Origin of the sequence: Rhizobium johnstonii 3841 (assembly GCF_000009265.1) — a bacterium.
Lineage (GTDB): Bacteria > Pseudomonadota > Alphaproteobacteria > Rhizobiales > Rhizobiaceae > Rhizobium > Rhizobium acaciae.
In genome coordinates this window covers 4731385-4757332 of the sequence record NC_008380.1, presented here as the reverse complement: position 1 = coordinate 4757332, position 25948 = coordinate 4731385, and the positions used below count along the sequence as shown (strand labels likewise).

At 61.2% G+C, this 25948-nt stretch carries 24 protein-coding genes; 4 read left to right on the top strand and 20 right to left on the bottom strand.

Annotated features, from left to right (window positions below):
* Positions 1-66: 66 nt before the first annotated feature.
* Positions 67-1065 carry a TRAP transporter substrate-binding protein gene (locus RL_RS23060; protein WP_011653841.1) on the bottom strand — a complete coding sequence of 333 codons (999 nt, stop codon included), beginning with the start codon at positions 1063-1065 and terminating at the stop codon, positions 67-69.
* 221 nt (positions 1066-1286) lie between these two features.
* Between RL_RS23060 and RL_RS23055 the strand changes: the two genes are divergently transcribed.
* Positions 1287-1544 (top strand): CrpP-related protein, encoded by a 258-nt coding sequence (locus tag RL_RS23055; protein ID WP_011653840.1) that lies wholly within the window; start codon positions 1287-1289, stop codon positions 1542-1544.
* Positions 1545-1679: 135 nt separating this feature from the next.
* On the opposite strand, the gene RL_RS23050 is transcribed toward RL_RS23055, so the two are convergent.
* From RL_RS23050 to speB, 19 genes are all read right to left on the bottom strand, one after another.
* Complete coding sequence (locus RL_RS23050) at positions 1680-3482, bottom strand: adenine deaminase (RefSeq protein ID WP_011649691.1); 1803 nt, start codon at positions 3480-3482, stop codon at positions 1680-1682.
* Positions 3483-3590: 108 nt separating this feature from the next.
* Positions 3591-4781: an amino acid aminotransferase gene (locus RL_RS23045; protein WP_011653839.1), complete on the bottom strand. Its 1191-nt coding sequence runs from the start codon at positions 4779-4781 to the stop codon at positions 3591-3593.
* 85 nt (positions 4782-4866) lie between these two features.
* A complete protein-coding gene (gene hutH, locus RL_RS23040; RefSeq protein WP_011653838.1) occupies positions 4867-6480 on the bottom strand; it encodes a histidine ammonia-lyase in 1614 nt (537 codons plus the stop codon).
* Complete coding sequence (locus tag RL_RS39740) at positions 6477-6659, bottom strand: hypothetical protein (protein ID WP_129557807.1); 183 nt, start codon at positions 6657-6659, stop codon at positions 6477-6479. The genes hutH and RL_RS39740 overlap by 4 nt, the downstream gene beginning before the upstream one ends.
* Positions 6656-7252 carry a TIGR02444 family protein gene (locus tag RL_RS23035; protein ID WP_011653837.1) on the bottom strand — a complete coding sequence of 199 codons (597 nt, stop codon included), beginning with the start codon at positions 7250-7252 and terminating at the stop codon, positions 6656-6658. Before RL_RS23035 ends, RL_RS39740 begins: the two co-directional genes overlap by 4 nt.
* Positions 7252-8319, bottom strand: coding sequence for an ABC transporter ATP-binding protein (locus tag RL_RS23030; RefSeq protein WP_041936499.1), 1068 nt, complete (start codon positions 8317-8319; stop codon positions 7252-7254). Before RL_RS23030 ends, RL_RS23035 begins: the two co-directional genes overlap by 1 nt.
* A 2-nt stretch (positions 8320-8321) precedes the next feature.
* Positions 8322-9347, bottom strand: a complete 1026-nt coding sequence (locus tag RL_RS23025) for an ABC transporter ATP-binding protein (protein WP_011653835.1) — start codon at positions 9345-9347, stop codon at positions 8322-8324.
* Position 9348: 1 nt separating this feature from the next.
* Positions 9349-10272, bottom strand: coding sequence for an ABC transporter permease (locus RL_RS23020; protein WP_011653834.1), 924 nt, complete (start codon positions 10270-10272; stop codon positions 9349-9351).
* Positions 10269-11264, bottom strand: coding sequence for an ABC transporter permease (locus RL_RS23015; protein ID WP_011653833.1), 996 nt, complete (start codon positions 11262-11264; stop codon positions 10269-10271). Before RL_RS23015 ends, RL_RS23020 begins: the two co-directional genes overlap by 4 nt.
* A gap of 67 nt (positions 11265-11331) precedes the next feature.
* Positions 11332-12270: an isocitrate lyase/PEP mutase family protein gene (locus RL_RS23010; RefSeq protein WP_017989680.1), complete on the bottom strand. Its 939-nt coding sequence runs from the start codon at positions 12268-12270 to the stop codon at positions 11332-11334.
* A 145-nt stretch (positions 12271-12415) separates the two neighbouring features.
* Positions 12416-14026: an ABC transporter substrate-binding protein gene (locus RL_RS23005; protein ID WP_011653832.1), complete on the bottom strand. Its 1611-nt coding sequence runs from the start codon at positions 14024-14026 to the stop codon at positions 12416-12418.
* A gap of 108 nt (positions 14027-14134) precedes the next feature.
* A complete protein-coding gene (locus tag RL_RS23000; RefSeq protein ID WP_003543560.1) occupies positions 14135-14710 on the bottom strand; it encodes a UbiX family flavin prenyltransferase in 576 nt (191 codons plus the stop codon).
* The gene (locus tag RL_RS22995; protein WP_028743668.1) at positions 14707-16149 is read right to left on the bottom strand and encodes a UbiD family decarboxylase; all 1443 of its coding nucleotides are present in this window, start codon (positions 16147-16149) and stop codon (positions 14707-14709) included. The genes RL_RS23000 and RL_RS22995 overlap by 4 nt, the downstream gene beginning before the upstream one ends.
* Positions 16150-16301: 152 nt before the next feature.
* Positions 16302-18152, bottom strand: coding sequence for a LysR family transcriptional regulator (locus RL_RS22990; protein WP_028743667.1), 1851 nt, complete (start codon positions 18150-18152; stop codon positions 16302-16304).
* A 110-nt stretch (positions 18153-18262) separates the two neighbouring features.
* Entirely contained in the window at positions 18263-19234 is a 972-nt protein-coding gene (locus tag RL_RS22985; protein ID WP_011653829.1) for an ornithine cyclodeaminase family protein, read from the bottom strand.
* A 157-nt stretch (positions 19235-19391) separates the two neighbouring features.
* Positions 19392-20039, bottom strand: coding sequence for an amino acid ABC transporter permease (locus RL_RS22980; protein ID WP_011653828.1), 648 nt, complete (start codon positions 20037-20039; stop codon positions 19392-19394).
* Positions 20036-20704 (bottom strand): amino acid ABC transporter permease, encoded by a 669-nt coding sequence (locus RL_RS22975; RefSeq protein WP_011653827.1) that lies wholly within the window; start codon positions 20702-20704, stop codon positions 20036-20038. The genes RL_RS22980 and RL_RS22975 overlap by 4 nt, the downstream gene beginning before the upstream one ends.
* A gap of 144 nt (positions 20705-20848) precedes the next feature.
* On the bottom strand, positions 20849-21646 hold the full coding sequence (locus RL_RS22970) for a transporter substrate-binding domain-containing protein (RefSeq protein ID WP_011653826.1): 798 nt from the start codon (positions 21644-21646) through the stop codon (positions 20849-20851).
* A gap of 84 nt (positions 21647-21730) precedes the next feature.
* Complete coding sequence (gene speB, locus RL_RS22965) at positions 21731-22792, bottom strand: agmatinase (RefSeq protein ID WP_041936498.1); 1062 nt, start codon at positions 22790-22792, stop codon at positions 21731-21733.
* Positions 22793-23053: 261 nt separating this feature from the next.
* Here speB and RL_RS22960 point away from each other — a divergent pair, with 261 nt between their 5' ends.
* The 3 genes from RL_RS22960 (at position 23054) to RL_RS22950 (ending at position 25944) form a co-directional block, all read left to right on the top strand.
* Positions 23054-24130, top strand: coding sequence for an extracellular solute-binding protein (locus RL_RS22960; RefSeq protein ID WP_011653824.1), 1077 nt, complete (start codon positions 23054-23056; stop codon positions 24128-24130).
* Positions 24131-24223: 93 nt separating this feature from the next.
* The gene (locus RL_RS22955; protein ID WP_011653823.1) at positions 24224-25108 is read left to right on the top strand and encodes an ABC transporter permease; all 885 of its coding nucleotides are present in this window, start codon (positions 24224-24226) and stop codon (positions 25106-25108) included.
* On the top strand, positions 25105-25944 hold the full coding sequence (locus RL_RS22950) for an ABC transporter permease (RefSeq protein ID WP_011653822.1): 840 nt from the start codon (positions 25105-25107) through the stop codon (positions 25942-25944). The genes RL_RS22955 and RL_RS22950 overlap by 4 nt, the downstream gene beginning before the upstream one ends.
* Positions 25945-25948 lie beyond the last annotated feature (4 nt).

Below are 25948 nucleotides of genomic sequence, written 5' to 3'. Positions count from 1 at the left end.
TGCACGGGCAACGAATGCGGTAAGGACACGTCGGAGGACCGATCGCATCCTCGCCGCAGGCATTGCCTATTTTCCGGCTGCTGCCGAGCGCACGGACGACACCAGATCGCCGCCCCATTCCGCCCCGAATTTCACATAGACAGGATCAACCATCGCACGGAAGGGTGCCGTGTCCACCGTCGTTACGGTGACGCCCTTCGACTTGAGGTCCTCAATGACCTGGGCATAGACCTCGTCGAGTTTTCCGCGGTACCAGATCGTCGTCTCTTCCACTGCCTTGGTCACCGCAGCCTGGTTTTCCGGGCTCAGAGCGTCGAAGCGCTCCTTGTTCATGAACCAGTAATTTGGCGTCCAGATATAGTTCGAGACCGATAGGAACTTCGCGCTTTCGTACCATTTCTGATCCGCGAAATCGCGTATTTCCGGCTCCACGCCGTCGACCACATGTGATTGCAGCGAGGTATAGACCTCCCCGAATGGAATCGATTGCGGCAGGGCGCCCAGCTGTTCGATGGTTGCGAGAATGACGGGGTTCGGCGGCGTCCGCAGCTTCAGACCCTTGATATCCTCCGGCGTGGCGATTGATTTGCTGACGGTTGCAAATTGACGGAAACCGGAATCAAGCGCGCCGAGCATCTTGAAGCCGTTGTCTGCACCCGTGTCGAAGACCTTTTTCCCGATTGGTCCGTCGAGAAAGGTGTGCGCTGCGTTTGCATCGGAAAACAAGAACGGCAAGGTGACGACGTTGAGCTTCGGATCGATCGCATCCGCAACGCCGCCTAGCCCGATATCGATGGAGCCGGAGCCGACACCATCGGCGATCGGTCCCTCATCGCCCAACTGACCATCTGGAAAAATCTGGACGGTAAGGCCGCCCTTGGTTTCGCCGGCGAGCTTGTCGGCGAACATGACGACAGCCTCCTGGATGAGGCTCTTCGAGCTTGACGCGTGGGCGAGCCGAAGAGTTTCGGCATTCGCTTGGCCGGCGCAAAGCAACAGGATGCCGGCGATGGTGGACATGGAAAGGCGACCGGCGTGAGCCCGCATGATATTGAATTCTAACATGTTACCCTCTTTGTCATTGTTATGACCAAGAGTATGTGCGGCCTTTCTCAGGGGTACAATCGGTAAAGCAACGTCTTCGATCAGGAAACGTTATGTTGCTATATCAGATCGTTATGCTGCGCCGCTTGTCACGCAACTGTGCCAAATTAACCCATTAATTAGCATTCGCTTGCATGCACGGACTGCGATGCTACCGTCGCCGGCATCGTGGGGGATCGCGTATGACAATTGAAGAGCTGATTGATTTACAGGAAGCAGGCTCCAGGGCGCGGGTGCTCGGCCTGAAGGCTCACGAAAACCCATACCTCGCCGCCCATAGGATGCCGACTGGTGATACCGGCGCTCTCGGCGATTGGCTTGCGCGTCACGACGCGTGGAAGTTCGGTTGGGAAGCGGAGGACGCTAGCCGCGAAGGTAGGATTGTTACGCACTTCAAGGAGCTGATCTCGATTGCCAAACGAGGTGCGCTCGATGCCTAACGTTATAGATGGTGGTTCGCTAGATCAGGATGATTTTAGGCCCGATCGGCCTAAAATCTGAATCATGCTCTAACGACGAGTTCGGTTTTCTTGCCCCGTCACGGCGAACCTCTTTCACCATCAGATTGCCAGCGTTCAGGCCTTTTCGAAGAGCGGCGAGATCACCATTTCCGGCACCAGCACCAGGCCCTTGTCGGTTATCCGGATTTCCGGGATGACTGATAGCGGGATAAGGTTGAAGCCCATATAGGCGATGGTGCAGCCTGCCTTTTCCCATTCGAGCTTCAAGGCCTTTACCTCGTCGGCGACCTGGTGCACGCGCTTGTCGGACAAAAGCCCGGCGATCGGCAGCGGCACCATGGCCGTCACCTTGCCGTCCATGACGACACAGACGCCACCCTGCTTTTCCTCGATCGCGTCGAGCGCCACCTGCATGTCCGCGGCATTGGTGCCGGCGACGATGATGTTGTGGCTGTCGTGGCCGACCGAGGATGCGACAGCGCCCTGTCTGAGCCCGAAGCCGTTGAGCAGTCCGTGGGCGACATTGCCGGCAGACTTGCCGTGACGCTCCACCACCGTCACGAAGCAGAGGTCGTGCTTGTCGAAATGGGCCTGCCAGTCATTGGCCGGTTCTAGCGTGACGGTGACATGGCCGAGGGTAATGCCAGGCAGCTCCGTCTTGATCGTATGAGCGACGACCGTCTCCGTCGGCAGGTCCGGTGTCAGCTTGAGATTTTTTGGCAGTTTGACCGTGTGGTAGGCGGCATCCGGATAGCGATACGGTTTCGACAAGGCTTCGTCGAGGATCGGCGTGATCTTCTTACTGTCGACGACGAGCTTGCCGCCATACCAGGTGCTAACAGGCGTAAGGTCGTCGCTGAGAAGCACAAGGTCGGCGCGGCGCCCGCCGCCCAGACCTCCGATTTCGCCTTCCATGCCGAACCGCGTCGCGCCGTGCAGCGAACCCATCGCCCAGGCCTCTTCCGGCCTCATGCCGTATTTCACTGCTTCGCGCGTTACCCAGTCCAGGCCGAAGGCAAGCAGATCTTCGGCATCACGGTCGTCGGTGCAGACGGCCACGCGCTTGTGGGAAGCGCCGAGCTCGGTGATCGTCTTGATCGCCTGCGGCAGCGAATGCCAGGGTGTTGTCGGCGGGCCGCCGCGCAGGAAGATCCACACGCCGGCTTCCAGCAGGTCGTCGGCAATGCCGCGGTCGATGGCTTCATGCGTGTCGGTAACGCCGGATGCGGCATAGGCGGCAACGAACTCTCGTCCGTAGACATGGCCCGATACCGGCCTGCCGCGCCCGAGCGCTGCAGCCAGGATCGCATGGCTGCGCTCGTCGCCCATCGCAACGGGGACAAAATCCATCTTCTCACCGAGAGCCACGGCTTCCGGCCACTTGTCGAACAGGGCAGCGATCTTGTCCGGCGTCAGGTCGCCGCCGGCCGTTTCCAGATCCGGCGTCGTCGCCGGCACGGTGCTCGGCACGGTCAGGAAGATCGACAGCGGCGCCTGCCGTGCGTCCTCGAGCATGGCCTCGACGCCGGCGACGTCCATGACGTTGCCGATCTCGTGGCTGTCGCAGAAGATCGTCGTCGTGCCGTTGAGGAGCGCCGCTTCGGCATAGGCGCAGGCCGTCACCATCGAGGATTCGATATGGATATGCGGATCGACCAGACCGGGCGCGATGATGCCGCCCCTGGCGTCGTAGAGCTTGGCGCTCCCGCCTCTGTAGCTGCCGGCCGGCTTCACGGCTGCGATGCGGCCCCCCGAAATCCAGACTTCGCGTCCGTCGAGAAAGCGCTCCGAATAGGTGGACAAGACGCGTGCGCCCTGGATGACCAGGTCTGGTTCGCGACGAGCGGAGGCGACATCCGCAAGACGGCGGGTCATGGTCGAGAGCGGCTGAACGGAGAAGCGGGTAAGCGTGCTCATGAAAACCTCATTTCCAGGGCTCGGGGGAGAACAGGCAAGATTGTAGGGAACGCCGTCGGCGGAAGGAAGCACCAATAGTTCTTGTCTCTGGCCTCAAACGGATGCCGATCAGCGTTTCCCGCGAACTGCCAGAACGGCTTCCGCAAAGGTGTCGATCTGGCTGGCCTGCAGCCCGGCGACATTGATGCGTCCGTCCTCGACGATGTAGATGGCGTGCTGCTCGCGCAGCATCACGGCTTCTCCGGGTGTCAGACCGATCAGCGAAAACATGCCTTTGTTCTTGGCGAGGAAATCGTAGTCGCTGCCATTGGTGAAACGCCGGAACGAGGCAGCAAGCCCCTGGCGCAGCGACAGAATGCTGGAGCGCATATCGTCCAGTTCGGCGCGCCAGTCGGCCGCGAGTGCAGGGTCCTCCAGGACGGTGCGAACTATAGCCGAGCCATGATCCGGCGGCATCGAATAGACGACACGGGCTCGCACCGTGAGTTGCGCCTTGGCTGCATCCGCCCGATCCGCGTTCCTGGCGAGAATGAATGCGGCACCTGTACGCTCGCGATAGATTCCGAAATTCTTCGAGCATGACGAGGAGACGAGCATTTCCGGAACCATGCCGGCGAGCAGCCGTACCACGAAGGCATCGTCCTCGAGACCCTCGCCAAACCCTTGATAAGCGATATCGACCAGCGGAACGAGCCCGCGCTCGGCGATGATCTCCGCCAGCGCCTGCCATTGCGAACGGCTCGGGTCGGCGCCGGTCGGATTGTGGCAGCAGCCGTGCAGCAACACGATGTCGCCCCGTTCCGACCGTGAGAAATGATCAAGCAGGGTGTCGAAATCCACTTCGCCTGTCCGGCGATCGAGGTACGGGTAAGTGACGACCCGAAGCCCGTTGTCTTCGAGGATCGACACATGGTTCACCCAGGTCGGATCGGGCACATGGACCGCTGCACCCGGGCGCGCCAGGGAGATCAGGCCGGCGAGCACCGTCAAGGCGCCTGCTCCGCCCGGCGTCTGGATGCCGCGAATTCGCTCCCACGGCGCTGCCTCGCCGAAGACAAGCCTGCCGATGAGATCGCAAAAAACAGGATCCCCGGCCGGGCCGACATAGGCCTTGGTCGTCTGCGCGGTATGGATTCGCTTTTCTGCCTCCCTCACCGCCCGCGGGATCGGCGTCGTACCGGAGGCGTCGCGGTAGACTCCGACGCCGAGATCGATCTTGTTCGAACGACTGTCCTGCCGGAAAATCGGCATCAACGACAGGATCTTGTCGGCTGGCGGCATTATCAGATCATCGAACATAGTTCTCTCCGGTCAGGGGAATTGCGGGCGGCGATGAAACGCCGGCGCTTCATGATGCGGCCGCAGCGTAAATCAGCCGGCCCGCCTATTTCAGGGCGCCGATCTTGTTCTCGATGGTCTCGAGAAATGCGCCGGACCGCACGATCTCGAGAGCCGGTGTGGTCTGCTTGGGCATGTAGCTGTCCTCCTGCTGGAACGGGATCGCGTCGCGAAGCGCGTCATAGAGCGCCTGGCTGCCGGCTCCGAGCTTGTAGCCGCCGAGTGCCTCTTCGGTCAGGAAGATGGCGCGGGCGGCAAGCAGGCATTCGACACCAAGGATCTTCGGCATGTTGTCGACCACCTGACGCGTCTTGCGGCATGCCCATGTCGCCATCGAAACATGGTCTTCCTGGCTGCTCTTGGTCGGGATGGTATCGGCAACGGCGGGGAAAGCCAGCGTCTTGTTTTCCGATGCGACGGACGCCGCTGCCGTCGAGATGATGCCATAGCCGTAATTGAGGCCGATCGGCTTGCCGGCGAGGTTCGGCGGCAGGCCGTAGTTCAATGTCGTGTCGCAAAGCGAAAACAGGCGGCGCTCGGAAATATTGCCGATTTCCACCAAAGCGATGGTCAGCAAGTCCATGGCAAAAGCGATGGGTTCGCAATGAAAGTTGCCGCCGGACAGGAATTCCAGCGCGCCGAGTTCGTTCCAGAAGACCAGCGGATTATCGGTCGCGGCGTTGAGTTCGCGCGTGATCAACTCCTTGGCGTGCTCCAGCTGGTCGCGGCAGCTTCCATGCACCTGCGGCAGGCAACGGAAGGAATACTGATCCTGGATTCGGGCGGTGTGTTTCGGATGCAGGATATCGTCCTCGAGGCGCACCGCACGTGCTGCCTCGGTCGTGCGACGGCTGCCCTCGATAATGCGACGGATATTTTCCGCAGTCGCGATCTGCCCGGGCTGCTTGCGCACGAGATGAATGCGGGGATCGAATGCCGCCTGCTCGCCGCGGATCGCCTCCAGACTGAGCGCGCCGGCCGCATCGGCGGTCTTCATCAGCATCTCGGCGTCGTGGAGGTTGAGAACCGCCATGGCCGCGCAGAGGCTGTTGCCATTGATGAGGGCAAGGCAGTCCTTCGCCTTGAGATCAAAAACAATTGGGGAGATGCCGGCTTTTTCCAGAGCCTGCGGCGCCGGCATGCGTTCGCCCTGGTAATAGGCTTCCGCCTCCACGTAGCCGATCAGCACCGAAACCATGTGCGCGAGCGGCGCCAGATCGCCAGACGCGCCGACCGATCCCTGAATCGGCACGACAGGATGAACGCCGCGGTTCAGCATCTCGACGAGACGATCGACCACCTCGATCCTCAGGCCGGAAACTCCGAGGCAGAAGGCGTTGATGCGGACGGCCATCATGGCGCGGACGATTTCTTCTGATGCCGGCTCTCCGATGCCGGAGCAATGCGAGAGCACGATATTGCGCTGGAAGCGGTCGTTGTCGGCCTGGTTGATGGCATAATCCTTGAGCTTGCCGACGCCGGTGTTGAAGCCGTAGGTCGGCGGCGCGTTTTCGGTCAGCCAGTTTTCCTCGATATAGTTTCTCACCTTGATGATTTCGGCGCGCGCTGCATCGGCGAGCGCTACCTTGGCGCCCTGGCGCGCGATGCGAACGGTATCTTTGATCGTCAGGCTGTCACCGTCTAAAATTATGGCGTTCATCTCGATGTCCTTGAAGCTCGATAAGTGTGAGAAGGTAAGTGCGGAAATCGAACACGCGCGCCGGGAGCGCAGCCTGTCTCGATCGCAGCGGCAATGCCGCCAGTGACGGCGACGGAGTTTTCCGTGACACCTTCTTCGGTGACGATGGTTCCTGTCATGACGGCGTCGAAATCGCTCATGATGTCTTCAGATCCTCAGTGCGCATGATGGGGAAGCCGTGGCACACGGCTTTGGCGGCGTCTCGAAGCCGTCCGACCAACGTCCCTGCTTCGGGTTCCGGCATGGAAATCGTTTCGAGATAACGGGCTGCCAGCCCGCCCGGCCCTTCGAGCGGCAGAAAGTCGTCGGCCAGACGCCGGACCTGCAACCGTTCCGCCTCCAGCTCCGCTGCCTTGATCTTCTCGTAAAATTCAATCTCTGCCGTGTTCCTGCGGCCTTGACGCAGGGTTAGCCGAAGGTGTCGCAACGGGAGGACGAAAAGCGCGCGCCATTCGCCGGCACGTTCCAGAAGCCGCTGCATCTCGCCGTCATCCGCGCCGTGTCCGTCACTATCCGCAAGAGCGAAGAACAGCAGTGACGGCACGTCCACCGCATGACGTGTCTGGGCTTCGAGACACCAGGATGCGATGCCGGGCTCACCATAGAGCCGGACCATGACATCGAATACATTGGCACAGAAAGCAGTGCGCCTCGCAGCTCCGGTATCCTGCTCCGAGCCCGCGTTGACGCTGGCCAGTGTTTTTTCTTCGAATGCATAAGGGGCTTTTTCCATCACGCTTGCTCCGCCGTCTTCATTCCGGGTGCCGGTTCGTCGTGAGGAAAATGGCAGGCCGCGAATTGGCCGTAGGGCATCGCCGCAAGCTTCGGTTCCTCTCCCGCACAGACCGCCTGAGCGCGTGGGCAACGCAGGCGGAACCGGCATCCGGACGGCGGCGCGCTCCGCGACAAGGCCTGCGTCGGCGTTGCGCTCGGCACGATCTTTCGGCTGGCATCGGGAACCGGGACTGCTTCCAGCAGCATGCGGGTATAGGGATGCGCCGGACGCTGATAGATGGCATCGCCGGTTCCGATCTCGACGATCTTGCCCATGTAGAGGACGGCGACCCTGTCGCTGACATTGCGCACGACGGCGAGATCGTGGGAAATGAAGATCAGCGCCAGGTTTCGCTTCTGGCGGATATCCTGCAGAAGATTGATCACATGCGCCTGCACCGACACGTCGAGAGATGCAACCGGCTCGTCGCAGATGATCAGCTCCGGCCCAACGGCTAGCGCCCGCGCGATCGCAATGCGCTGGCACTGGCCACCGGAAAACTGATGCGGCCTGCGGCCCTCCACCATCGTCCGGCTCATTCCGACATCGTTGAGGGCACGATCGACCCTTTCCAGTCTTTCCGCTTTGCGGATGCCCTGGATCTCGAGGCCTTCTCCGACGATATCCTGCACCCTGCGGCGCGGATTGAAGGAAGAAATCGGGTCCTGGAAAATCATCTGCAGCTTGCTGCGGATGGCGCGAAGATCGGAAGCAGACAGATCGGCAAGATTCAGGCCGTCATATTCGACGTGGCCGTCGACACGTGTGTCCGCCTTCGGCAGCAGCTTCAGAAGGGCACGGCCGATGGTTGTCTTGCCGCTGCCCGACTCTCCGACGAGACCAAGCGTTTCCCCAGGTGCCACGTCGAAGGAGACGCCGTCGACCGCAACAAAGATCTTGCCGCCGCGGCGATATCTGACCGAGAGATCGCGAACTTTCAAAAGCGCGTCGTCGCGCAGGAAAGCAGCGAAGGCATGCGTTGCGGCACCTGTATCGACGGCCTGGCCGGAAGCCTCGTCATTCATGACTATGCCCTCCTTTCGACCGGGGTGTCGGCTGCATCGCCCGTTTGAACAGGCACATAGCAGGCGAAGCGATGCTTGCCGTCCGCACTGGTGGTCATCGGCGGCATCGAAGCATGGCAGCGGGCCTCGGCGGCGGGACAGCGCGGTGCGAACGGGCATCCGGGCGCGGGGTTGGCAAGATCGGGCGGACGGCCCGGGATCGTGCGCAGTTTCGTATGAGCCGGCTGGTCCATGCGCGGCATCGCCGAAAGCAGAGCCTCGGTATAGCGATGGCGCGGACGGGAAAAGACAGTCTCCGTCGGGCCGTATTCCACGACATGCCCGCCATAGAGCACGAGGATGTCGTCGGTGCGTCCCGCGACGATGCCCAGATTGTGCGTGACCAGGATCATCGACATCTGCCGCCGCTGCTGGATAATCTGCAGCAGATCGAGAATTTCCTTCTGAACCGTCACGTCGAGCGCGGTCGTCGCCTCGTCGGCGATCAAGAGATCCGGCTGGCAGGCAAGTGCCGTGGCGATCATGATCCTCTGCTTCATGCCGCCCGAAAACTGATGCGGATAATGCCCGTAACATTCCGCGGCATCGGGAATGCCGACGCTTGCCAGCAGTTCGATCGCGAGCGCCTTCGCCTTCGCCTTTCCGAGCCGCAGATGGAAGCGGCTCGCCTCCTCGATCTGCCGCCCCACCCGCACGAACGGGTTGAGGGATGTCATCGGGTTCTGGAAAACCATCCCGAACTTGCGGCCGAGAAAGGCACGGCGTTTCGCCTCGTTGAGCGTCGACAGATCAGTCCCGTCCACAAGGATACGGCCGCTGGTCTTCATGCCCTCCGGCGCAATGCCCATGATCGTCTTGACCAGCATGGATTTGCCCGCGCCGGATTCCCCGACGATGCCGAGCGTCGTGCGCGGCGGGATGCTGAAGTTCACGTCATGCAGCACGCGGATCGGCCCGAGCGGCGACCTGAAATGACAGGAGAGATCGTGACAATCGAGGACCGGGGTGGTGTTCGCCGCTTCATTCATGTCAGAGTTCCCTGCCGCGATGGTTCATGCGACGGGCCAGACAATCCCCGACCGTGTTGAGCGAGTAAACTGTTAGAACGATGGCGACGATCGGTCCGAAGATCAGCAGTGGAAAGCGGCTGAGCAGGTCGGTCGAGCTGGCGATCATCCCGCCCCAGCTCGGCGCCGGCGCCGGAATGCCGTAACCGAGAAAACTCAGCGATCCCTCGGTGATGATCAGCCCCGCCATCAGCGGCGGAACGATGGCCGTCAACGCCGGAACGAGATTGGGCAGGATCTCGCGCAGCAGAAGCCGCATGTCCGACGCGCCCATGGCGCGTGCTGCCAACACGTAATCACGATCGTTCTGAGCAATCACGCCGCCTTTGGCGATGCGTGCGTAGGTTCCGATGTCGAGCAGGCCAAGCGCCAGCATCATCGTGAAAACCGAATTTCCGGTCACCGATATCAGCGCCAGGATGACGAGGATCGGCGGAAGCGACGCCATGGAATTGGCATAGAGATCGACGATTCGCTCGACCGGGCCGCGATAGAAGCCGGCGAGCATTCCGAGGATCATGCCGATCACCAGCGAGATCAGCGTCGCGACCGAGACGATGGCGAGCGTCGTTCGTGCACCGTAGAGCACGCGGGACAGGATGCTGCGCCCAAGCGCATCGGTTCCGAACAGGCCGTTCAGGCTCCATTCCGGGCCTTGCGAGAAATCGCCATAGGGGAAGCTTGCCCGAACGAGACCCGGAATGAACTCCACGAAAACCGAGGAGATGATCAGGACTGCCAGGAACACGAAGGCGAACCATTCCATCGGATGGCCGCTCGGCATGCGGAACCGCGCGGTCTTCGGCATCGCGGCATTCAAGGTCTCCGCCAATGCGACCGCTTCGCCGGGTACGAGACCCGTCTCTGTGGGCTGGAGGCGGCTCATGACACGTCCACCCGCGGATCGATAAGCGCGTAACCGAGATCGACCAGGATGAAGATCACGACGAAGATCACCACCGTCAGCGAGAGGATGGCCTGCATGACGGGCAGGTCGTGGCTGCTGACTGCATTGAGAACGGTCCAGCCGATGCCGGGCACCGCGAAGTAACTCTCGACGATGAAGGAACCGCCGAGCAGATAGGTCATCGACAGGCCCATCACCGTCAGCACCTGAGGGGAGGCCGGGCGCAGCACGTGGCGCATCAGGATATAGCGCGTCGGCAGGCCCTTGGCCCTGGCAACGAGGACATAGTCCTCCTGGAGGATCGCGACGAATTCGCTGCGGCTCACCCTGTAGAAATAGGCTGCCTGGTGCACGCTGAGGCACATGACCGGCAAGGCGACGTAATAGAGATTGCCGATCGGATCGTCGCTGAAGGAAACCCAGCCGGTGGCCGGCAGCCAGCGCAGCACGATTGCGAAAACGAAGCCGAGCAGAACCACGATGACGAAAGTCGGGATCGACAGCATGACCGAGGAGACCGCCCGCAGCACCGTATCCTCGATGCCGCCCGGACGGCTGGCCGTATACATGGCCAGCGGCAAGCCGATCAGGAGCGAGACGAACATCGCAAGCAGCGCGATCTCGAACGTCACCGCTGCCCGGTCGACCAGGAGTTTTGCCACGGACTGCTGGCTGAACATGGTCTGTCCGAGATCTCCTTGAAGAAGCCGTCCGAGCCAGCCGAGATAACGCTCCCAGACCGGCAGATCGTAACCGTAACGGCTGTTCAGCGCATCGATCTGCGCCTGCGTCGCGTTCTCTCCAAGGATCAGCTGCGCGGCCGACCCCGGCATCAGGCTCGACAGAGCCGTCGCCGAGAACGTGACCAGCAGGAAGACCGGAATGCCGGCCAGAAGCCGGACGCCGACCGCTTTCAGATAGGAGAGTTTGGCAATTCGCAACGATCGGACTCCGATTGTCAGGTGGATCATCCAATGCCGGACTGGACCGGCATCCGGATTTCGCAAAACGAGACGGCAGAGCGGCCGGCTTCCGGGATCAGAGCGCCTTCCATCTGTCCTCAGCATCGAGCCAGCCACTGTCCCGCTCCAGCGAGGCTTTCTGCTCGGCAGGCGTCATGCCGCCCATGCTGTGCTCGTCCGCGTAGCGCGTGCTGCGGTCCTTGAAGACATGCCGACCGTAATCCATCATGCCATACATCGATCCCTTCTCGAGATAGTGCATGGTCACCAGGTTGAAGCCGAGCGCCTCGATTTCCTCGAGCCGCACGAAGGGCACGCCGTTGACGGTCGCGACATCGCCGAACATCTTCCAGCCGGGCAATTCCTTGGCCACCTTCCGGCATTCCTCCAACGTGCGCAGACCGTGCACATAGGTCATTTCAGCGCCGAGTGCTGCGGCGCGCACGCAGCGTTCGATAGCGTCGTCCAACCCCTTTTCGAGCTTGGATTCGGTGCGCGCTATCACCACGCAATCGCTGCCTTGACAGGCTTCGATCGAGGCCTTGATCTTGGCGAGCCACAGTTCCTGCGAGACGACCTCGTGCGGCACGTTTCCATCGACCTTGCCGGCAAGCGTCGCCGCCTCCATGGCGCGGCCGAACCGCGCATAGCCGCGTTCATTGGGCGTATCCTCGATCAGGATCGCTCCGGCGCCGGCTTTGGCGAGACGATAACAGGTGCGGAAGGTCTGGACGACATCGCCGAAGCCGTCATCGGCATCGATGACCAGCGGTAAAGGCGAGTAATCGGCGATACGGTCGGTCGCGTAGACCAATTCCTCCTGATTGTGCAGGCCAAGATCCGGCACGCCGGACATGCTGAATCCCAATGATGCGCCGCTGAGCAGGATCGCCTCGAAGCCGGCCATTTCCGCCGCCTTGGCGGAGTAGCAATCCCAGACGCAGGGCGTGAACACCTGCTTGCGGGAAACCAGGTCCCGAAACTTCACCTTCTCGCGATTGCCGATCATCGTCATCCACCTTTTCCGATCGCCCCGCATCGCAGGGCTCATTCTGTCGTCTTAACGTCTCTGGCGTGTACGGTCGTCCAGCCCATCGACCGGCCCTTCGCTGCCCGCCCGGATCTTCCGGGCGAGCCTGCGCATTGTGATCTGGAACCTGCTATTTCTGGCAGGCATCCGTGCAGACATAGAGGAACTGCTTTTGCAGGATGCCGCCGTTCGAGGGAACGACGCCGCCGGTATTGTTGCGCAGCAGCAGCGAGCGCGTCTGTTCCCCGAAGATGTAGAGCGGCATTTCGGTTGCAACGAGCTTCTGAACCTTGACATAGGCGGCTTTGACAGCAGCAGGGTCGAGGGTGGAGCTGGCCTCCTTCAATGCAGCGTCCATCTCGGCGCTTTTGTACTGTCCCCAGTTGAAAGCACCACCGGAGCTGAGCAGGTTGGAAATGTTCGGCTCGGCACCGTTCGACACCAGCACCCCGCCTTCGACGCAGATGTCGAAGTCGAGCTGCGTCTTGCACCGCTGGATCAGCGAGGCCTGGTCGACCTCGACGATCTCAGCCGAGGCGCCTTCGTAGCCAGTCAGCACCTGCTGGATGTAGGCGGCAAGACGCTTCAGGTCCGAATTGGTATAGGTGACGATCTTGATCGAGAATGGCTTGCCGTCCGCCTTCAGAGCATCGAACAGTTCCTGCGCCTTCTTCGGATCATAGGCCGGAAGAGATGAAGCGCTGTCGAAATAGGGCGAATTCTCTCCAAAGTAATTGCTGGGTGCCTTGTATCCGGGCATCTGCGTGAAGGCCTGCATCAGCCGCGCGCGGTCGATGCCGGAATAGAAGGCCTCGCGGGCGCGAACATCCGTGAAGATACCCTTGGCCTGGTTGAGATAGGCGCGGTTGATGCCGCGGATCGGGATCTCGCGGGTCGCAACCCCCGGCGCCGTTGCGTTCGAGCCGAACTGATAGGGATAACCGGCCATCATCGTTGCGCCGCCCTGCACGACGGTGGCGATGCGGCTGTTGGTTTCGGGAATGATCGCGAACTTGATCGTATCCAGATAGGGGCGCGGCTGATCCCAATAACCGGGATTGCGGGCCATGGTCATCGATATGCCCTGGTTCCACTCGGTCAGCGTAAAGGCGCCGGCGCCCACCGGCTTGATGTCGGTCTTTTCCTTGGCGGCCTTCAATGCTGCCGGCGAGGCGATGAAGGGGCACAGCTCGGCGACCTGGGCTGCGAAATTGGCGTTCGGGGAGGACAGCTTGATCGTCAGCGTCTGCGGATCGACGACGGTGATCGCCTTGTTCCATGAGGATATGAACGGCTGCGCCGGTGAAAGTGTGGCCGGATCGGCGGCGCGGTCCCAATTGTATTTGACGGCTTCCGCATCATAGGGCGTCCCGTCTGTGAACTTCATGTCCTTGCGAAGCTTCAAGGTCCAGGTCACGGCGTCTGTGCTGGTCAGGCTTTCGGCCATGCCGCCGGTCACGACGCCCTTGTCGTTGACGTAGACGATAAAGCCGTAGACGGCGTCGAGCACATCCATCGGCCCGCCGGGATAGGTGCCGGCGGTGATCGCCGGATCCCAGCTCTTGATGTCCGAACCGTTGATGATGGTCATCGCGCCGCCGCTAACGGGTTTTTCCGTCTGTGCACCCGCGTGAGACGCGGCGAGCATCACGGGTGCGGCCGCCATCAGCGACAACAGCAACGCGGCGCCGCCGCGCATGAACAGGCTCTGCAACCTTCTGGAACGATTGTCTGACAACATCACTCTATCTCCTTTTTTTTGAGTTCCCCTGGGGGAGTGATTGTGCGTCGTTGTTTTGCATGCGGTTGACATGATGGGCCGGCAGCTTTCAGCGCTGCTCTTCATGGCTCAGTCGTTATGATCCTCCGTCCAGCGCCTGACCGTCGGATGATGAAGCCCGAATTGATCCAGCGCACGCCCCACGGTCTGGTCGACCATTTCGGCGATTGATTTCGGCAGCGTGTAAAAGCTCGGCACCGGCGGCATGATGACGGCGCCGTTGCGTGTTGCCTGGTCCATCAGCGCGATATGGCCCGCATGCAACGGCGTTTCCCGCACCATCAGCACCAGCCGGCGGCGTTCCTTCAGGCAGACATCGGCGGCGCGCACGATCAGATCGTCCGCATAACAATGCGCGATCCCGCTCAGCGTCTTGATCGAGCATGGCGCAACCAGCATGCCGTCGCACCGGAAGGAGCCGGAGGCGATCGAGGCGCCGATATCGCCGTGGCTGTAGACCCGGTCGGCGAGGCCACGGATTTCGTCGGCGGTCTTTCCCGTCCCTTCGGCCAGTGCCGTGCGGATCGCCGAGGGCGATATGACGAGATGCGTCTCGACATCGTCGAAATCCCGCAGCATCTCCAGCGCACGCAGTCCGTAGATTGCACCGGAAGCCCCTGATATGCCGATGATCAATCGCCTCAAATCAGCATCTCCGGCTTGGTGCGCAACAGCAGCTGGCGCATCCGTTCGTAGGAATCCGGCGGCGGAAGCGCCTTGTCGAACCCTTCCCTTCGGTCACCCGCCTTCATCGTGGCGTCGTAACCGACCTTGGTGATCACGCCGGCGTCTTCCTGAGGCTCGGACCGGTCTGCCGGAAGGTCCGTGACGATGAGAATGTCGCGCTCCGCGCGCATGCGCGTCATCTTTGCCAATTCGACGGCATCGAGATCCCAAGGGTCGACATCGCTGTCGACGATCGTGATGTTCTTGACGATGCTGACCGCACCCCAGCAGATCGACATGATGCGGCGTGCCTGTCCCGGGCGGGGCGCATCGATCTGCACGACCACGTTGTTCCGTCCGCTGCCGGAGGCGGTGACGGCAACCTCGCCGACATTGAGAACGGACCGCCGTATGACGGCCTTGAGGCTGGCAGCGATCGGCACCGCGCCGAGATAAAGGTGCTCCATGTGGTAACCGGGCTCGATCACCTGCAACATCGCGTCGGAGCGGCAAGTCATGCATTCAAATCTGACGCGCACCCCGGAACCGTAATCCTCGTACATGCCGTGATATTCCGAGACCAACCCTTCGAGGATCGGCTCGTCGATATGAATATGACCTTCGAGCACGATCTCCGCCTCTGCAGGCACGGCAAGATCGACCGACTTGCAGCGGGCAAGCCGCACCGGCTCGCCGAGCAGCGATCCGGCGCAGTGCATTTCATCGTCACCAAGCCCTAGATAGAAGCAGGCGGCAAGCTGAATGGCTGGATGCGCGCCGAGGACGACGGCGAAGGGGAGCGGCTCGCCTTTGGCGCCCGCCTTGCGGGCCATGATGGCGAGATGATGGTTCGGTGCAATTCCGATCATCGCCTCGTTCGGACCAAGCACCTTGATACGGGCATAGGACGCGTTGCCCAGGCCCGTTTCAGGGTCGCGCGCCACGATCAGACCCGCGGTAATGTAGGGACCGGTCTCCTTGGAAAAGAATGTCGGGACTGGAAGCCGGGTCAGGATATCGTCCTGGAATAGCAGTTGCTGTACCGGCGCATCGTCCACGAAGACTGGCGGCACCGGAGACGCGATCGAGGACAGCAGCTTTTCCTGGATATCGCCTTTCGCGACGTCAAGCGCCAGGGCGACCCGATCGAGATCCGACAGGATGTTGCCGAAGATCGGCATGTCGTGACCTTTGATGCAGTCGAGCCGCACCGCGGCCTTTTCATCGACTATGGAAAGAATGGCCGATACGTCGTGGATCGGGTCGACTTCCTCCGAAATCACCAGCAGCCGACCGCGACGGTCGAGCTCCCGAAGAATGCCCCGACACGACTGATCGCTTTCGCTGCGTGGCATTGCAGCGCCGGCCGTCCCGGATGTGATGGCCGCGTTTTCAAGCGGATCAGGGTGATCATTCATCCGGCAATCCTGTGAAAGTCATTTCCGAGCTGTTTGATGCGCCAAGTATCAGCCGCAGGCCGGAGGCTGGGTAGCTTGAAAATCATGAATTGGAGGATAGGAAAATCAGAATGCTCCGCGCATGGCGCGATTCGACACGATATGTTTTTAGATCACGCCTGTCGGCCGAAGACGGCAACGAGTGACTGGATCATCGTCCGTTCGGCCTCGGACAGCGTCCTTTCGCCGGAGAAAATCACCGAGAGGTTTCCGGCGATGACGTCTTCCGTAATCGGTGCCGCGGTGAGGCGCCCGCTGCCGATGTCCTGCTGGACTGAGGACACCGGCAGGACCGTACAGACCGGCAAACGGCGGACCATGGCGATGGCCAATGGCAGGGAACCGACGTCCATGACCGGCTCGACACGCAGATGCCGCGCGCTGGCGGCTGCCATGAACGCCTGATGGATACTGAGATGCTTGATTCCGAGAACCAGCGGAAATCCGCAAACTTCGGCCAGTGGAATCTCCGTTCGGCCGGCAAGGTCCAAGGCCGGATTGGCAACGACCGACAGGCGCTCGCTCGGCCCGAGATGGATCCGGGTCATCTGCGTCTGGACGGCACCGACAATGGCCAGATTGAGCTCTCCCGCGCGCACCTGGTCGTGAAGCGCGGCGTTGGAACCTTCGACGATTCTCAGCCGGTATTCGGGATGGCCAAGGCGGGTTGCCGTCAGCGCCTGCGCCACCTTGTCCGTCATGACGCTATCATGCCCCGAACTCGGCAGCATGCCGATCGAGATGGTCGCCTGTGTGTGGGCGGCAATATCCAGACTGGCCCTAAGGAGGCTATCGATGCGCTCCTCGATCTCCAGGGTGAAGGGAAGCAATGCCTTGCCGGCCTTCGTGCTCTCGGCACCGTTGCGCCGCCGGTCGAACAGGGGTTGCCCGACAATTGCCTCGATCTTCTGAATCTGAGTCGAAACGGAAGGTTGCGTGATATGCGCCGCACGCGCCGCCGCCGAAATACCTCCGCTGAGATGCGCAAGGTTGAAGTAGTGCAATTGACGTGCCGTCAACTGCGGTCGAAATACGATATTGGCCTCCGTTGCCTCCAGATTTTTCTTGAGGCGACAAAGCAGGGCGGACACGACCTCCTGGTCCGGCCCGTTTGCGCGCACGCCCAAGGTGCTCGACAACGGCGGATCGAGGGGCTCCAGATGCAGGCGCGCAAGTCCGAGCCGGTCGGCGACCATACTGCGGGGCATCAGGAACCGCATCTGCGGAAACTCATTGAGCAGCCGATGAAGGTCTGCCGGCTCCTCATCCATCAGGATCATGCGGTCGCGGATGCCATGCTCGTCAGCATATCGGGTGACGGCATCGCGAAGTGCCTGACGCATTTTCAAAACGACAAATTTTTGATTGGGGGAGCGAAGATCAACCGCGGCTTCCGCCGTTCCGACGGAAAACCAGACCTCATCGTAAAAGGGCGTCATCGTAGGCAGGTTCGCAGATGGCACGCCGGTCATATAGCCGACTTGGATTTCCATCGAACCCGTATAGCCCGGGATTTCCGCAGCCTCGTCGTCAACAAGGGATTTTCCTCGCCCGTCTGCAAACAGCACGTCGATCAGCAGGTCGGGCCGCTCCCGTTCCAAATCTTCGATGGTGCGTCCGATCGCCTTCGAAAACCGGCCGATGGAAAAACTGAGATCGAGACGAATATCGATGCGAAGATGGTCCGTGTCCCCATTCCGCATCCGACGCACGAACCTTTCGCGATGAAGGATGGCCGTTGCCTGCTGAAACAGCCAGAAGGCTGCCGGTAACGGGCTGAGGTGACCGCTTTTCCGAATGAAGAGCTTGAGTTGAAGTTCATTTTCTAAAGTACGCAGACTTGATGTCAGCGCTGAAGGAGCAATCCCAAGCTCGCGCGCGGTCTCTGCCAGCGTCGGGCTCTGACAGGCCAGCACGAAATGGGCCAGTTGCTGGATTTCGATGCGCGGCGGATTTGTAATCACTGTGGGTCTATATCGGATTGCACAAGGGGCTTACCCGACTATGGCACACCAAGCGTTATACCGCACGAATATCAGCGCCGGCCCGTTGCTTCCCCTTCGCCCCAAAGACGTCAGCCGGCGATCAAAACGGCTTCATACACCATTGTCGCGGCGGCAAGATCAGCCAACGCCGTTCCGACGGCCTTGTAGAGAGTGATCTCATCGTTGGACGTCCGCGCTGGAACATCCCGGCGACACAGCTCGTCAAGTGTCGCACGCACCGCATCTGCAGCAATGACGCCACCCCTGATCGGCTGAACCAGATCGCCTGCCTCGTGAAGGGCTTCGTGGGTGTCGATATAGACCGAGGAACGCCGAAGCGCCTCGTCATCGGCCTCGCGCATCGCCGGGGTGAAGCCGCCGATCAGATCGACATGGGTGCCCGGCCGCAGCCATTTGCCGCGGATAAGCGGTGCTGTCGCCAGCGTCGCTGCGCTGACGATATCGGCTTGCCGCACCGCGGCTTCCAGATCCGTGACGGCAGCGGCCTGGAGCCCCTGTTGCCGGAGGCTCTGCGCCAGCCGTTCGGCGCTGGCTGGATCGATATCCCAGATATCGACATGCGCGATCGGCCGGACGGCGCGGTAGGCATCGGGTATGAGGCTCGCGACGCGGCCTGCGCCGATCACCAGCAGACGGCGGGCGTCCTTTCGAGCAAGATAATCCGCGGCAAGGGCCGATGCCGCTACCGTGCGGCGCGCCGTGATCGTGTTTCCGTCAAGGAGCGCAAGCTGCATCCCGGTCCGGCCATCGTAGAGCATATAAGTCGAGGTCAAACCGGGAATGCCGCGCACCGTGTTGCCGGGAAAGACGGTGACGATCTTGATGCCAAGGTAGCGCTCCGACCGGTGCGTTTCATGCCAGGCCGGCATCAGAAGCAGCGTCGCATCCGGTTCGCCGCTATTGGCTATCGTGTGGTGATGCCGTACCGGCACCACACAGCCTTCGGCAAATGCTTGCCGCAGGGTCGCAACCAGCGCGCCGAAAGGGAGAAGCTCGCCCGTTGTCCGGGCATCGAGAATACGGATTTGTGTGTCGGTCATTGAAGCGATCTCCCGGTAAGTTCTGACTGCTGGATAAAGCGAATTCTCTGTGATTGAACGAGAGCCGCGTCGCCGCTGCGCGGCGTACCCGCTTTCAACCGGCATCGGCCCTTTGGACACTCCGTTGCGATCGGAATGCGGAGCAACTCGGCACCGCTCAGCCAAACGCCGCTTTCTTCTCCAGAAATCTGGCGTATTGCGTCAGCGGATAGCACAGGGCGAAGAAGATCAGCGCGACGAGACCGTAGACCTTGAAAGGTTCGAAGGTCGCGTTGTTGATGGCGTTCGCGGTTTTCAGCAGTTCGTCGAAGCCGAGGATCGAGGCCAGTGCGGTGCTCTTGATCAACTGGACCAAGAACCCGACGGTCGGCGCGCGGGTGATCCGGAAAGCCTGCGGCAGGATGATAAGGCGAAGTTCGAGGAGACGATGCAAGCCCAGGCTGGCTGCGGCGTCCCATTGCCCGCGCGGCACCGCCTCGACGCCGCTCCGCCAGATTTCGGCAAGATAAGCGCTGGCGTAGAACGTCAGGCCGCAAACGGCGGCGGTCCATGACTCGATCCGGAAGCCGAGCATCGGCAGGCCGAAAAACATCAAAAACAGCTGCATCAGAAGCGGCGTTCCCTGAAACAGGGCAATGTAGCCGGACGCGAAGCTGCGCGGCCAGCGTGTTTTCGATATCCGCGCAGACAGGATCGCCAGGCCAACGATGGCGCCGCCGGCAAAGGCTGCGAGCGAAAGCAGCAGGGTCCAGCGTGTCGCGAAGACAAGATTGCGCAGAATGTCCCAGAAGGTGAACTCAATCATGCCAGACCGGCTCCCAGAAAACGGCGCTTCCCGGCGAAAAGGAGCCGGCGAAGTGCGGCGGACATCGAAAGGTAGATCAACGTCGCCACCAGATAGGTCTCGAAGGAGCGGAAGGTGCGCGACTGAAGCAGATCGGCCTCCTGCGCCAGCTCGCGGACGGATATTTGCGAAACCACCGCCGATTCCAGCATCATGATGATGATCTGGCTCGTCAGCGCCGGAAAGATGATGGCGATCGCTTGCGGCAGGATGATCTTGAAGAACACCAGCCGAGGCCTGAGGCCGAGTGCCTGCGCCGCCTCCTTCTGGCCTCTCGGTATGGCATCGAGCCCGGCCCCGACCACCTCGATCGTGTAGGCCGCCATGTTGAGGGTCATGGCAAGGACGGCGGCAGTGATCGGATCGAGGCGAATGCCGAGGCTAGGCAAGCCAAAGAAGATGAAGAACAGCTGCACCAGGAATGGCGTATTGCGCATGATTTCCACATACAGCCCGACGAGCTTGCGCAACCATGGATAAGGTCCCCGGCGCGCGGCCGCGCCGAGAATGCTGAGAACGATCCCGAGGACCGATGTGGAGACCGTCAGTGCAAGCGTCGTGCCTGCGCCATAAGCCAGAGCTCCCATTCCGTCCCAAAGCCAATTGAAATCGAGGCTGTATCTCATCGCTTGTCCTTTGGAGCCGGATGATCCGGGCCGGGTCGGCCCGAAATCCCGATCCGCCTCTCAAGCAAAGAATTGGAGCATGATGCCACCGCAATCGCCTGCAGTTTTCGGCATCACGCTCTGGTGAGTGGGAGGCCGTGCTCGTCAGTCCTTCAGGTTTTCAGGGTTGAGCGGCGTTTTCAGCCAGCTCTTCGAGCTTGCGTCGAGCGAACCATTGGAGATCATTGCGGCGACGCTGTCGTTGACGACCTTCTTCAGGCCTTCCTCGCCCTTGCGGAGCGCGATGTGCGAGGGGGAGCTGAGGAGCTGGAACTTCTGCTCCGGCTTCAGCTCGTCCTGTCGTGCCAGAACCTGCGCACCGACATCGTTGCCGACGACCATCAACTGGGTCTGGCCGGATATGAAGGCCTGGATGACCGAATTATAGTTCTCGAAACGCTGGATCGCAGCCGAACCGGGGGCGACGGCCGTCAGCGAGGTGTCTTCGAGCGTCCCACGATTGACGGCAACGCTCTTGTCGGCGAGGTCTTCCTTGCCGCTCACCTTCAGCGCCGCCGGACCGATGACGGCGATATAGTAAGGGGCGTACGGGGCGGCAAAATCGATAACCTCGGCGCGCTCCTTCGAATAGCCGACGCTCATCAGCAGGTCGACGCGGTCGTCGTTCAGGTAGGCGATCCTGTTCTGGCCGGTAACGCTGACCAGATTGAGTTTCACGCCGAGCCCGTCGGCGATCTTCTGGGCGACGTCGACGTCATAGCCCTTGATGCTCATATCGGCGCTTGCCGAAGAGAAGGGCGGGAAATCGGAGAAGATGCCGATGTTGATCTCGCCTGCGGCTTTGATATCGGCTAGTTCGTCGGCCTGCGCGGCCCCTGCCAGGATGCCGAATACGGCAATTGCCGCGGTGGCGGTGTAGCGCAATTTCATAAGAGCAGTCATGTCGTTCCCCTTTTTGAGACGTGTTGTGCGACAGGTGATGGATGGCAGCGGGCGCGAGGCCCGCTGCCGTTGTGGAGCTGGTTCTCAGGTCAGCTTTGTCCTGACCGCGGGACTGAACGTCGCGAGGCACAGGAGTTCGAACAGGACCTGGGCGGCGATCTGCGCGGTGTTGGTGGTGTTGTCGTATTGCGGCGCGATTTCCACGACGTCACCGCCGACGAGGTTGATGCCTTTGAAGCCGCGCAGCAGGGTCAGGGCCTCCCTCGGCTGAAGCCCGCCGACTTCCGGCGTGCCGGTTCCCGGAGCGAAGGCCGGATCGAGGCTGTCCACGTCGAAACTGAGATAGGTCGGACCGGTGCCGACAACCTCCAGAGCCTTTGTGATCACCGCCTTGAGCCCCATCTCCGCCACCTCTTCGGCGTGAATGACGGTCATGCCGGAGGCAAAGGAGAACTCCCAGAGATATTCGCCGCCGCCACGGATGCCGATCTGGATCGTACGCTTCGGATCGAGCACGCCCGCCAGAACCGCCTCGCGGAAGGGCGCGCCGTGATGGAACTTCGAGCCCTCATAAGGACCGGCGGTGTCGCAATGAGCGTCGATGTGGATCATGCCTACCGGCTGGCTGGCCGCCAGGCCCTTGAGGATGGCGCCGGAGATCGAATGGTCGCCGCCGACCGACAGCGGGATGACCCCGGTTGCCGCGATCATCCGGTAGCAGGCCTCGATGTCGGCATGGCACTCGGCCAGGCCGAACCGGCTGCGCATCGGCACGTCGCCGACATCGGCGACCTTTAGCCCTCCCATCGGCGCGACACGCAGAACATGTTCGTAGGGACCGATACGCTCGATCGCCCGGACGGCCCGCGGCCCCAGCCGTGCGCCGGCGCGATTGGTGACGCCGAGATCCATCGGCACGCCGATCAAAGCCACGTCAAGCGCCTCAAGCACCTCGGGCTGCAAGCCGTTCTCGATGAAACGGGCATCCAGAAAGGTCGCGGGATCGGCGAAGGGCCATTTGCGGCTGTCGCCGTCCTTGAATACGCTCGCCGCCACGGCGCGGAAGTGCGGATCTTCCATCTCTCCGCCTGCCGCGCTGCCGAAGCGCGTTCTCAAGTCTTCCAGAAAATCCCGGTCAATGGTCAAGGCAGGCTCCCACGGTATTGATGCTGCCATCATCATCAGCGCCGCCCGCTTCTCTTGGAACCGCGAAAATTCGAGAGGGGATATAACGATTCTTGATAGCTCGGATCCGCCGAGGCTCAGCGATTGAGGTAGCGCGTTCATCGGGATGTTCAGAAAACTTTATAACCCGGCGAGAATTTTCCCACTACCGCGGTTGGCAACCTCCAAGCAGTCTCCGATGCGAACGGTCCAGCAGAGGGCCGACAACAAAGGGAACCTGCCATGTTGCATGATATGACACGCCGCCGCTTCCTCGGATCCGCCGCTGCCGCGGGCATTGCCGGCACGATGACCGGGGTTGCGAGATCCGCCGCAGCCGGCAGCGGCAATCTGACCGCCGTCGAATGGGGCGGCGATGTCGTCGAAGCGATGAAACAGATTGCCGCCGACCAGAATGCGGCGACATTCAACTGGGTTCTTCACCAGGGCGGGGCGGGCGCGATCCTGCCAAAGATCAAGGCCATCTGGCCGAATGTCGACTACGACTACGTCGCCGGCTGGGAAGGCTCGTTCAACAGCATGGTGAAGGAGGATTGGCTCGAGACCATCAATTCTGCCGATATTCCCAACCTTGCGAATATTCCCGAGAAAATCATCATTCGTGACAGCAAGGGCAATATCAAAGCGGTCCCACGCGCAGTTGGCGGCATGTATTTCGGCGCCCGAACCGACACGGCTCCGATCGCCGTGAAGACCATCGATGATCTGCTGAGCCCCGATCTTAAGGGTGCGATCTGCTGGCCAGGCCCGACACAGAGCATGATGCTCCAGATCGTCGCGCTCGCCCTTCACGCCGGCGGCAGTGAAACGAATATGGAACCCGGGTGGAAGCTCATGACGGAATTGGCGAAATCCGGCAATATCGGCCGCGTCGCCATCACCGATATCGATTTCACCAATTCGCTGACGTCGGGCGAAACCTCCGTCGGCTTCTTCGCTGAGCCCGGCTGGGCGGCCGTGGCGAAGAACTTCCCGGTTACGCGTTTCACCAAGGACAGCAACTTCAAGGCCTTCCTCTACCAGAGCGGTTTCGGCGTCCTGAAGAATAGACCGAACACCAAGGCGACGCTCGATTTCGTCAACTTCGCGATCAGCCCGGAGATGAATTCGCTCTACGCCAAGGTGGCTGGCGAAGCGCCGTTGAACAGCAAGGCGGTCACGCCCGACAATCTCAAGCATCTGTCCTTCACGTCTGACGAGTTTTCGAGCTTCGTCTATGTGCCGGACTACAATGTCGTTCTCGAACAGCAGGATGCCTGGTCCAAGCGCTGGGAGCAGGACATCGCCCCGTTGCTCTAAGGCGTGTCGCGGCAGGTTGTCGAAGGCGCGGGTGCGGCTTCGACAATCTCCCTTTCTCATGGCCCGCAAGGGCGAGGAAAAGGCTGTTCCACCATGACCAAGGTAAGGCGGCAACCCGTTGCCATTTCTATTCCGGATCGCCGAGATGCTGCCCTGACGCTCGGGCCAGCCCTCCTGGTGTTCGCATTCGGTTTTCTGTCACCGCTCATCAACCTGGCAATCGAAAGCTTGAAGGAGTTTACGCCCGGGCGCGTCGGCTCGGTTGAAAATGCCGCAGCAACGGTTCAAAACTATTACGAGCTTGCAAACCAGGCGTTTGCAAGTGTGTTGTTGACGACCTTCTGGATCGGTGGAGTGGCCGCGATCATCGGCCAGCTTGTGGCATTCCCGCTGGCCTATTTCATCGTGCGGCGCATTTCGCCGCGGATGCGCACGCTCACCCTCGGCTTTTTGATTACGCTTGTTCTTTCCAGCGTGCTGATCAAGACGTACGCGATTGAACTGACCTTCGGGTCGGTCGGCATCTTCCGACCCTTCCTCTTGACACTGGGCCTCTCTCCCAACAGCCGCGAATATATCAACATCGTCGTAGTTGCGGGTCTGGTTCACTCGATCATACCGGTCGCAACACTAACGCTGATTGGCGCGATGCAATCGATCGATCCGCGTCTGCTCGATGCGGCCCAGTCGCTCGGCGCGCCGGGATGGAAAGCCCATCTGTCGATCACGCTTCCCCTGAGCTTCCCGGCTCTGATCTCAAGCACGCTTGTGTCGCTGACTTTCGCGATCAGCGCCTTCGTCATTCCCATGGTGCTCGGGAGGGGCAGGGTGCTTTTCATGTCGAACGTCATCTACACCCGGTTCAGCGATATCGCCAACTATCCAAGCGGCGCGGCGATCTCGCTCGTCATGCTTGCTGCGGCCTTGGCAGTCGTCGCTGTCATAACGTTTGCGCAGGCCTGGAAGGTTTCCCGATGAGCATACGGTCTCTTGCAACGCGAACCGGAGACCGGATCGCCGCTTCCCTTGCCTGCAGTGTCATCGGCCTTGGATTGGCGTTCCTCGCCATCCCGTTGGTGATAACATGCGTGATGGCTTTCGACGCCAGGACCTACCTCGGCCCGATGCCGCCGCCTGCCCTGTCGCTTCACTGGTTCGAACGGCTCGTCTCCCAGGCGGATATCCTTGCCAGCCTGCGCACCAGCCTCATCTTGGCGGTACTCACCACGGTTCTGTCCGTCACGATCGGAACTGCGGCGGCTGTCGGTCTTGCCCGGGGCAATTTTCCAGGAAAGGCAGCGCTGACTTCGGCCTTTCTCTCGCCGCTCATCGTTCCGCCTGTTGTCATTGGATTCGGCCTGCTGCTTTTCCTTTCCAAGGCCGGTATCACAAATGGCATGGCGCGCCTGCTCCTCGGCCACGTGATCGTGACGTTGCCCTATTGCATAAGGACCAGTCTCGCCAGCCTTCTCGGCAGCGACCAACGATTGACGGAAGCCGCAATGGTTCTCGGCGCCACCGAGCGCCAGGCCTTCTGGACCATTACCCTGCCGCTCATGCGGACCGGCGTCGTCACCGGCGCGATCTTCGCCTTCGCAATTTCGATGGATGACGTATCGATCAGTCTCTTCCTGAGCGATCCGTCCGCAACGACCTTGCCTGTTACGCTGGTCAGCAACATGCGGGCGGCTTTCGATCTGACGATCGCTGCGGCGGCCGTGGTCCTGATTGCCGTCACCGCGCTGCTGATCGTCGTGCTGGACCGTGTCGTCGGCTTCGACACTGTCGTCGGTCAGGGTTTGTTTCGTTCATGAGGAC

Excerpts from the sequence above, each read along its gene's own strand:
- RL_RS22995 (WP_028743668.1), bottom strand. The coding sequence starts at position 16,149 with ATGAATGATCACCCTGATCCGCTTGAAAACGCGGCCATCACATCCGGG.
- RL_RS23055 (WP_011653840.1), top strand. The coding sequence starts at position 1,287 with ATGACAATTGAAGAGCTGATTGATTTACAGGAAGCAGGCTCCAGGGCG.
- RL_RS22950 (WP_011653822.1), top strand. The coding sequence starts at position 25,105 with ATGAGCATACGGTCTCTTGCAACGCGAACCGGAGACCGGATCGCCGCT.
- RL_RS22980 (WP_011653828.1), bottom strand. The coding sequence starts at position 20,039 with ATGATTGAGTTCACCTTCTGGGACATTCTGCGCAATCTTGTCTTCGCG.
- RL_RS22975 (WP_011653827.1), bottom strand. The coding sequence starts at position 20,704 with ATGAGATACAGCCTCGATTTCAATTGGCTTTGGGACGGAATGGGAGCT.
- RL_RS22955 (WP_011653823.1), top strand. The coding sequence starts at position 24,224 with ATGACCAAGGTAAGGCGGCAACCCGTTGCCATTTCTATTCCGGATCGC.
- RL_RS22985 (WP_011653829.1), bottom strand. The coding sequence starts at position 19,234 with ATGACCGACACACAAATCCGTATTCTCGATGCCCGGACAACGGGCGAG.
- RL_RS23005 (WP_011653832.1), bottom strand. The coding sequence starts at position 14,026 with ATGTTGTCAGACAATCGTTCCAGAAGGTTGCAGAGCCTGTTCATGCGC.
- RL_RS23030 (WP_041936499.1), bottom strand. The coding sequence starts at position 8,319 with ATGAATGACGAGGCTTCCGGCCAGGCCGTCGATACAGGTGCCGCAACG.
- RL_RS23045 (WP_011653839.1), bottom strand. The coding sequence starts at position 4,781 with ATGTTCGATGATCTGATAATGCCGCCAGCCGACAAGATCCTGTCGTTG.
- RL_RS39740 (WP_129557807.1), bottom strand. The coding sequence starts at position 6,659 with ATGAGCGATTTCGACGCCGTCATGACAGGAACCATCGTCACCGAAGAA.
- RL_RS23060 (WP_011653841.1), bottom strand. The coding sequence starts at position 1,065 with ATGTTAGAATTCAATATCATGCGGGCTCACGCCGGTCGCCTTTCCATG.
- RL_RS23050 (WP_011649691.1), bottom strand. The coding sequence starts at position 3,482 with ATGAGCACGCTTACCCGCTTCTCCGTTCAGCCGCTCTCGACCATGACC.
- RL_RS23035 (WP_011653837.1), bottom strand. The coding sequence starts at position 7,252 with ATGGAAAAAGCCCCTTATGCATTCGAAGAAAAAACACTGGCCAGCGTC.
- RL_RS23020 (WP_011653834.1), bottom strand. The coding sequence starts at position 10,272 with ATGAGCCGCCTCCAGCCCACAGAGACGGGTCTCGTACCCGGCGAAGCG.
- RL_RS22970 (WP_011653826.1), bottom strand. The coding sequence starts at position 21,646 with ATGACTGCTCTTATGAAATTGCGCTACACCGCCACCGCGGCAATTGCC.
- RL_RS23015 (WP_011653833.1), bottom strand. The coding sequence starts at position 11,264 with ATGATCCACCTGACAATCGGAGTCCGATCGTTGCGAATTGCCAAACTC.
- RL_RS23025 (WP_011653835.1), bottom strand. The coding sequence starts at position 9,347 with ATGAATGAAGCGGCGAACACCACCCCGGTCCTCGATTGTCACGATCTC.
- hutH (WP_011653838.1), bottom strand. The coding sequence starts at position 6,480 with ATGAACGCCATAATTTTAGACGGTGACAGCCTGACGATCAAAGATACC.
- RL_RS23010 (WP_017989680.1), bottom strand. The coding sequence starts at position 12,270 with ATGACGATGATCGGCAATCGCGAGAAGGTGAAGTTTCGGGACCTGGTT.
- RL_RS22960 (WP_011653824.1), top strand. The coding sequence starts at position 23,054 with ATGTTGCATGATATGACACGCCGCCGCTTCCTCGGATCCGCCGCTGCC.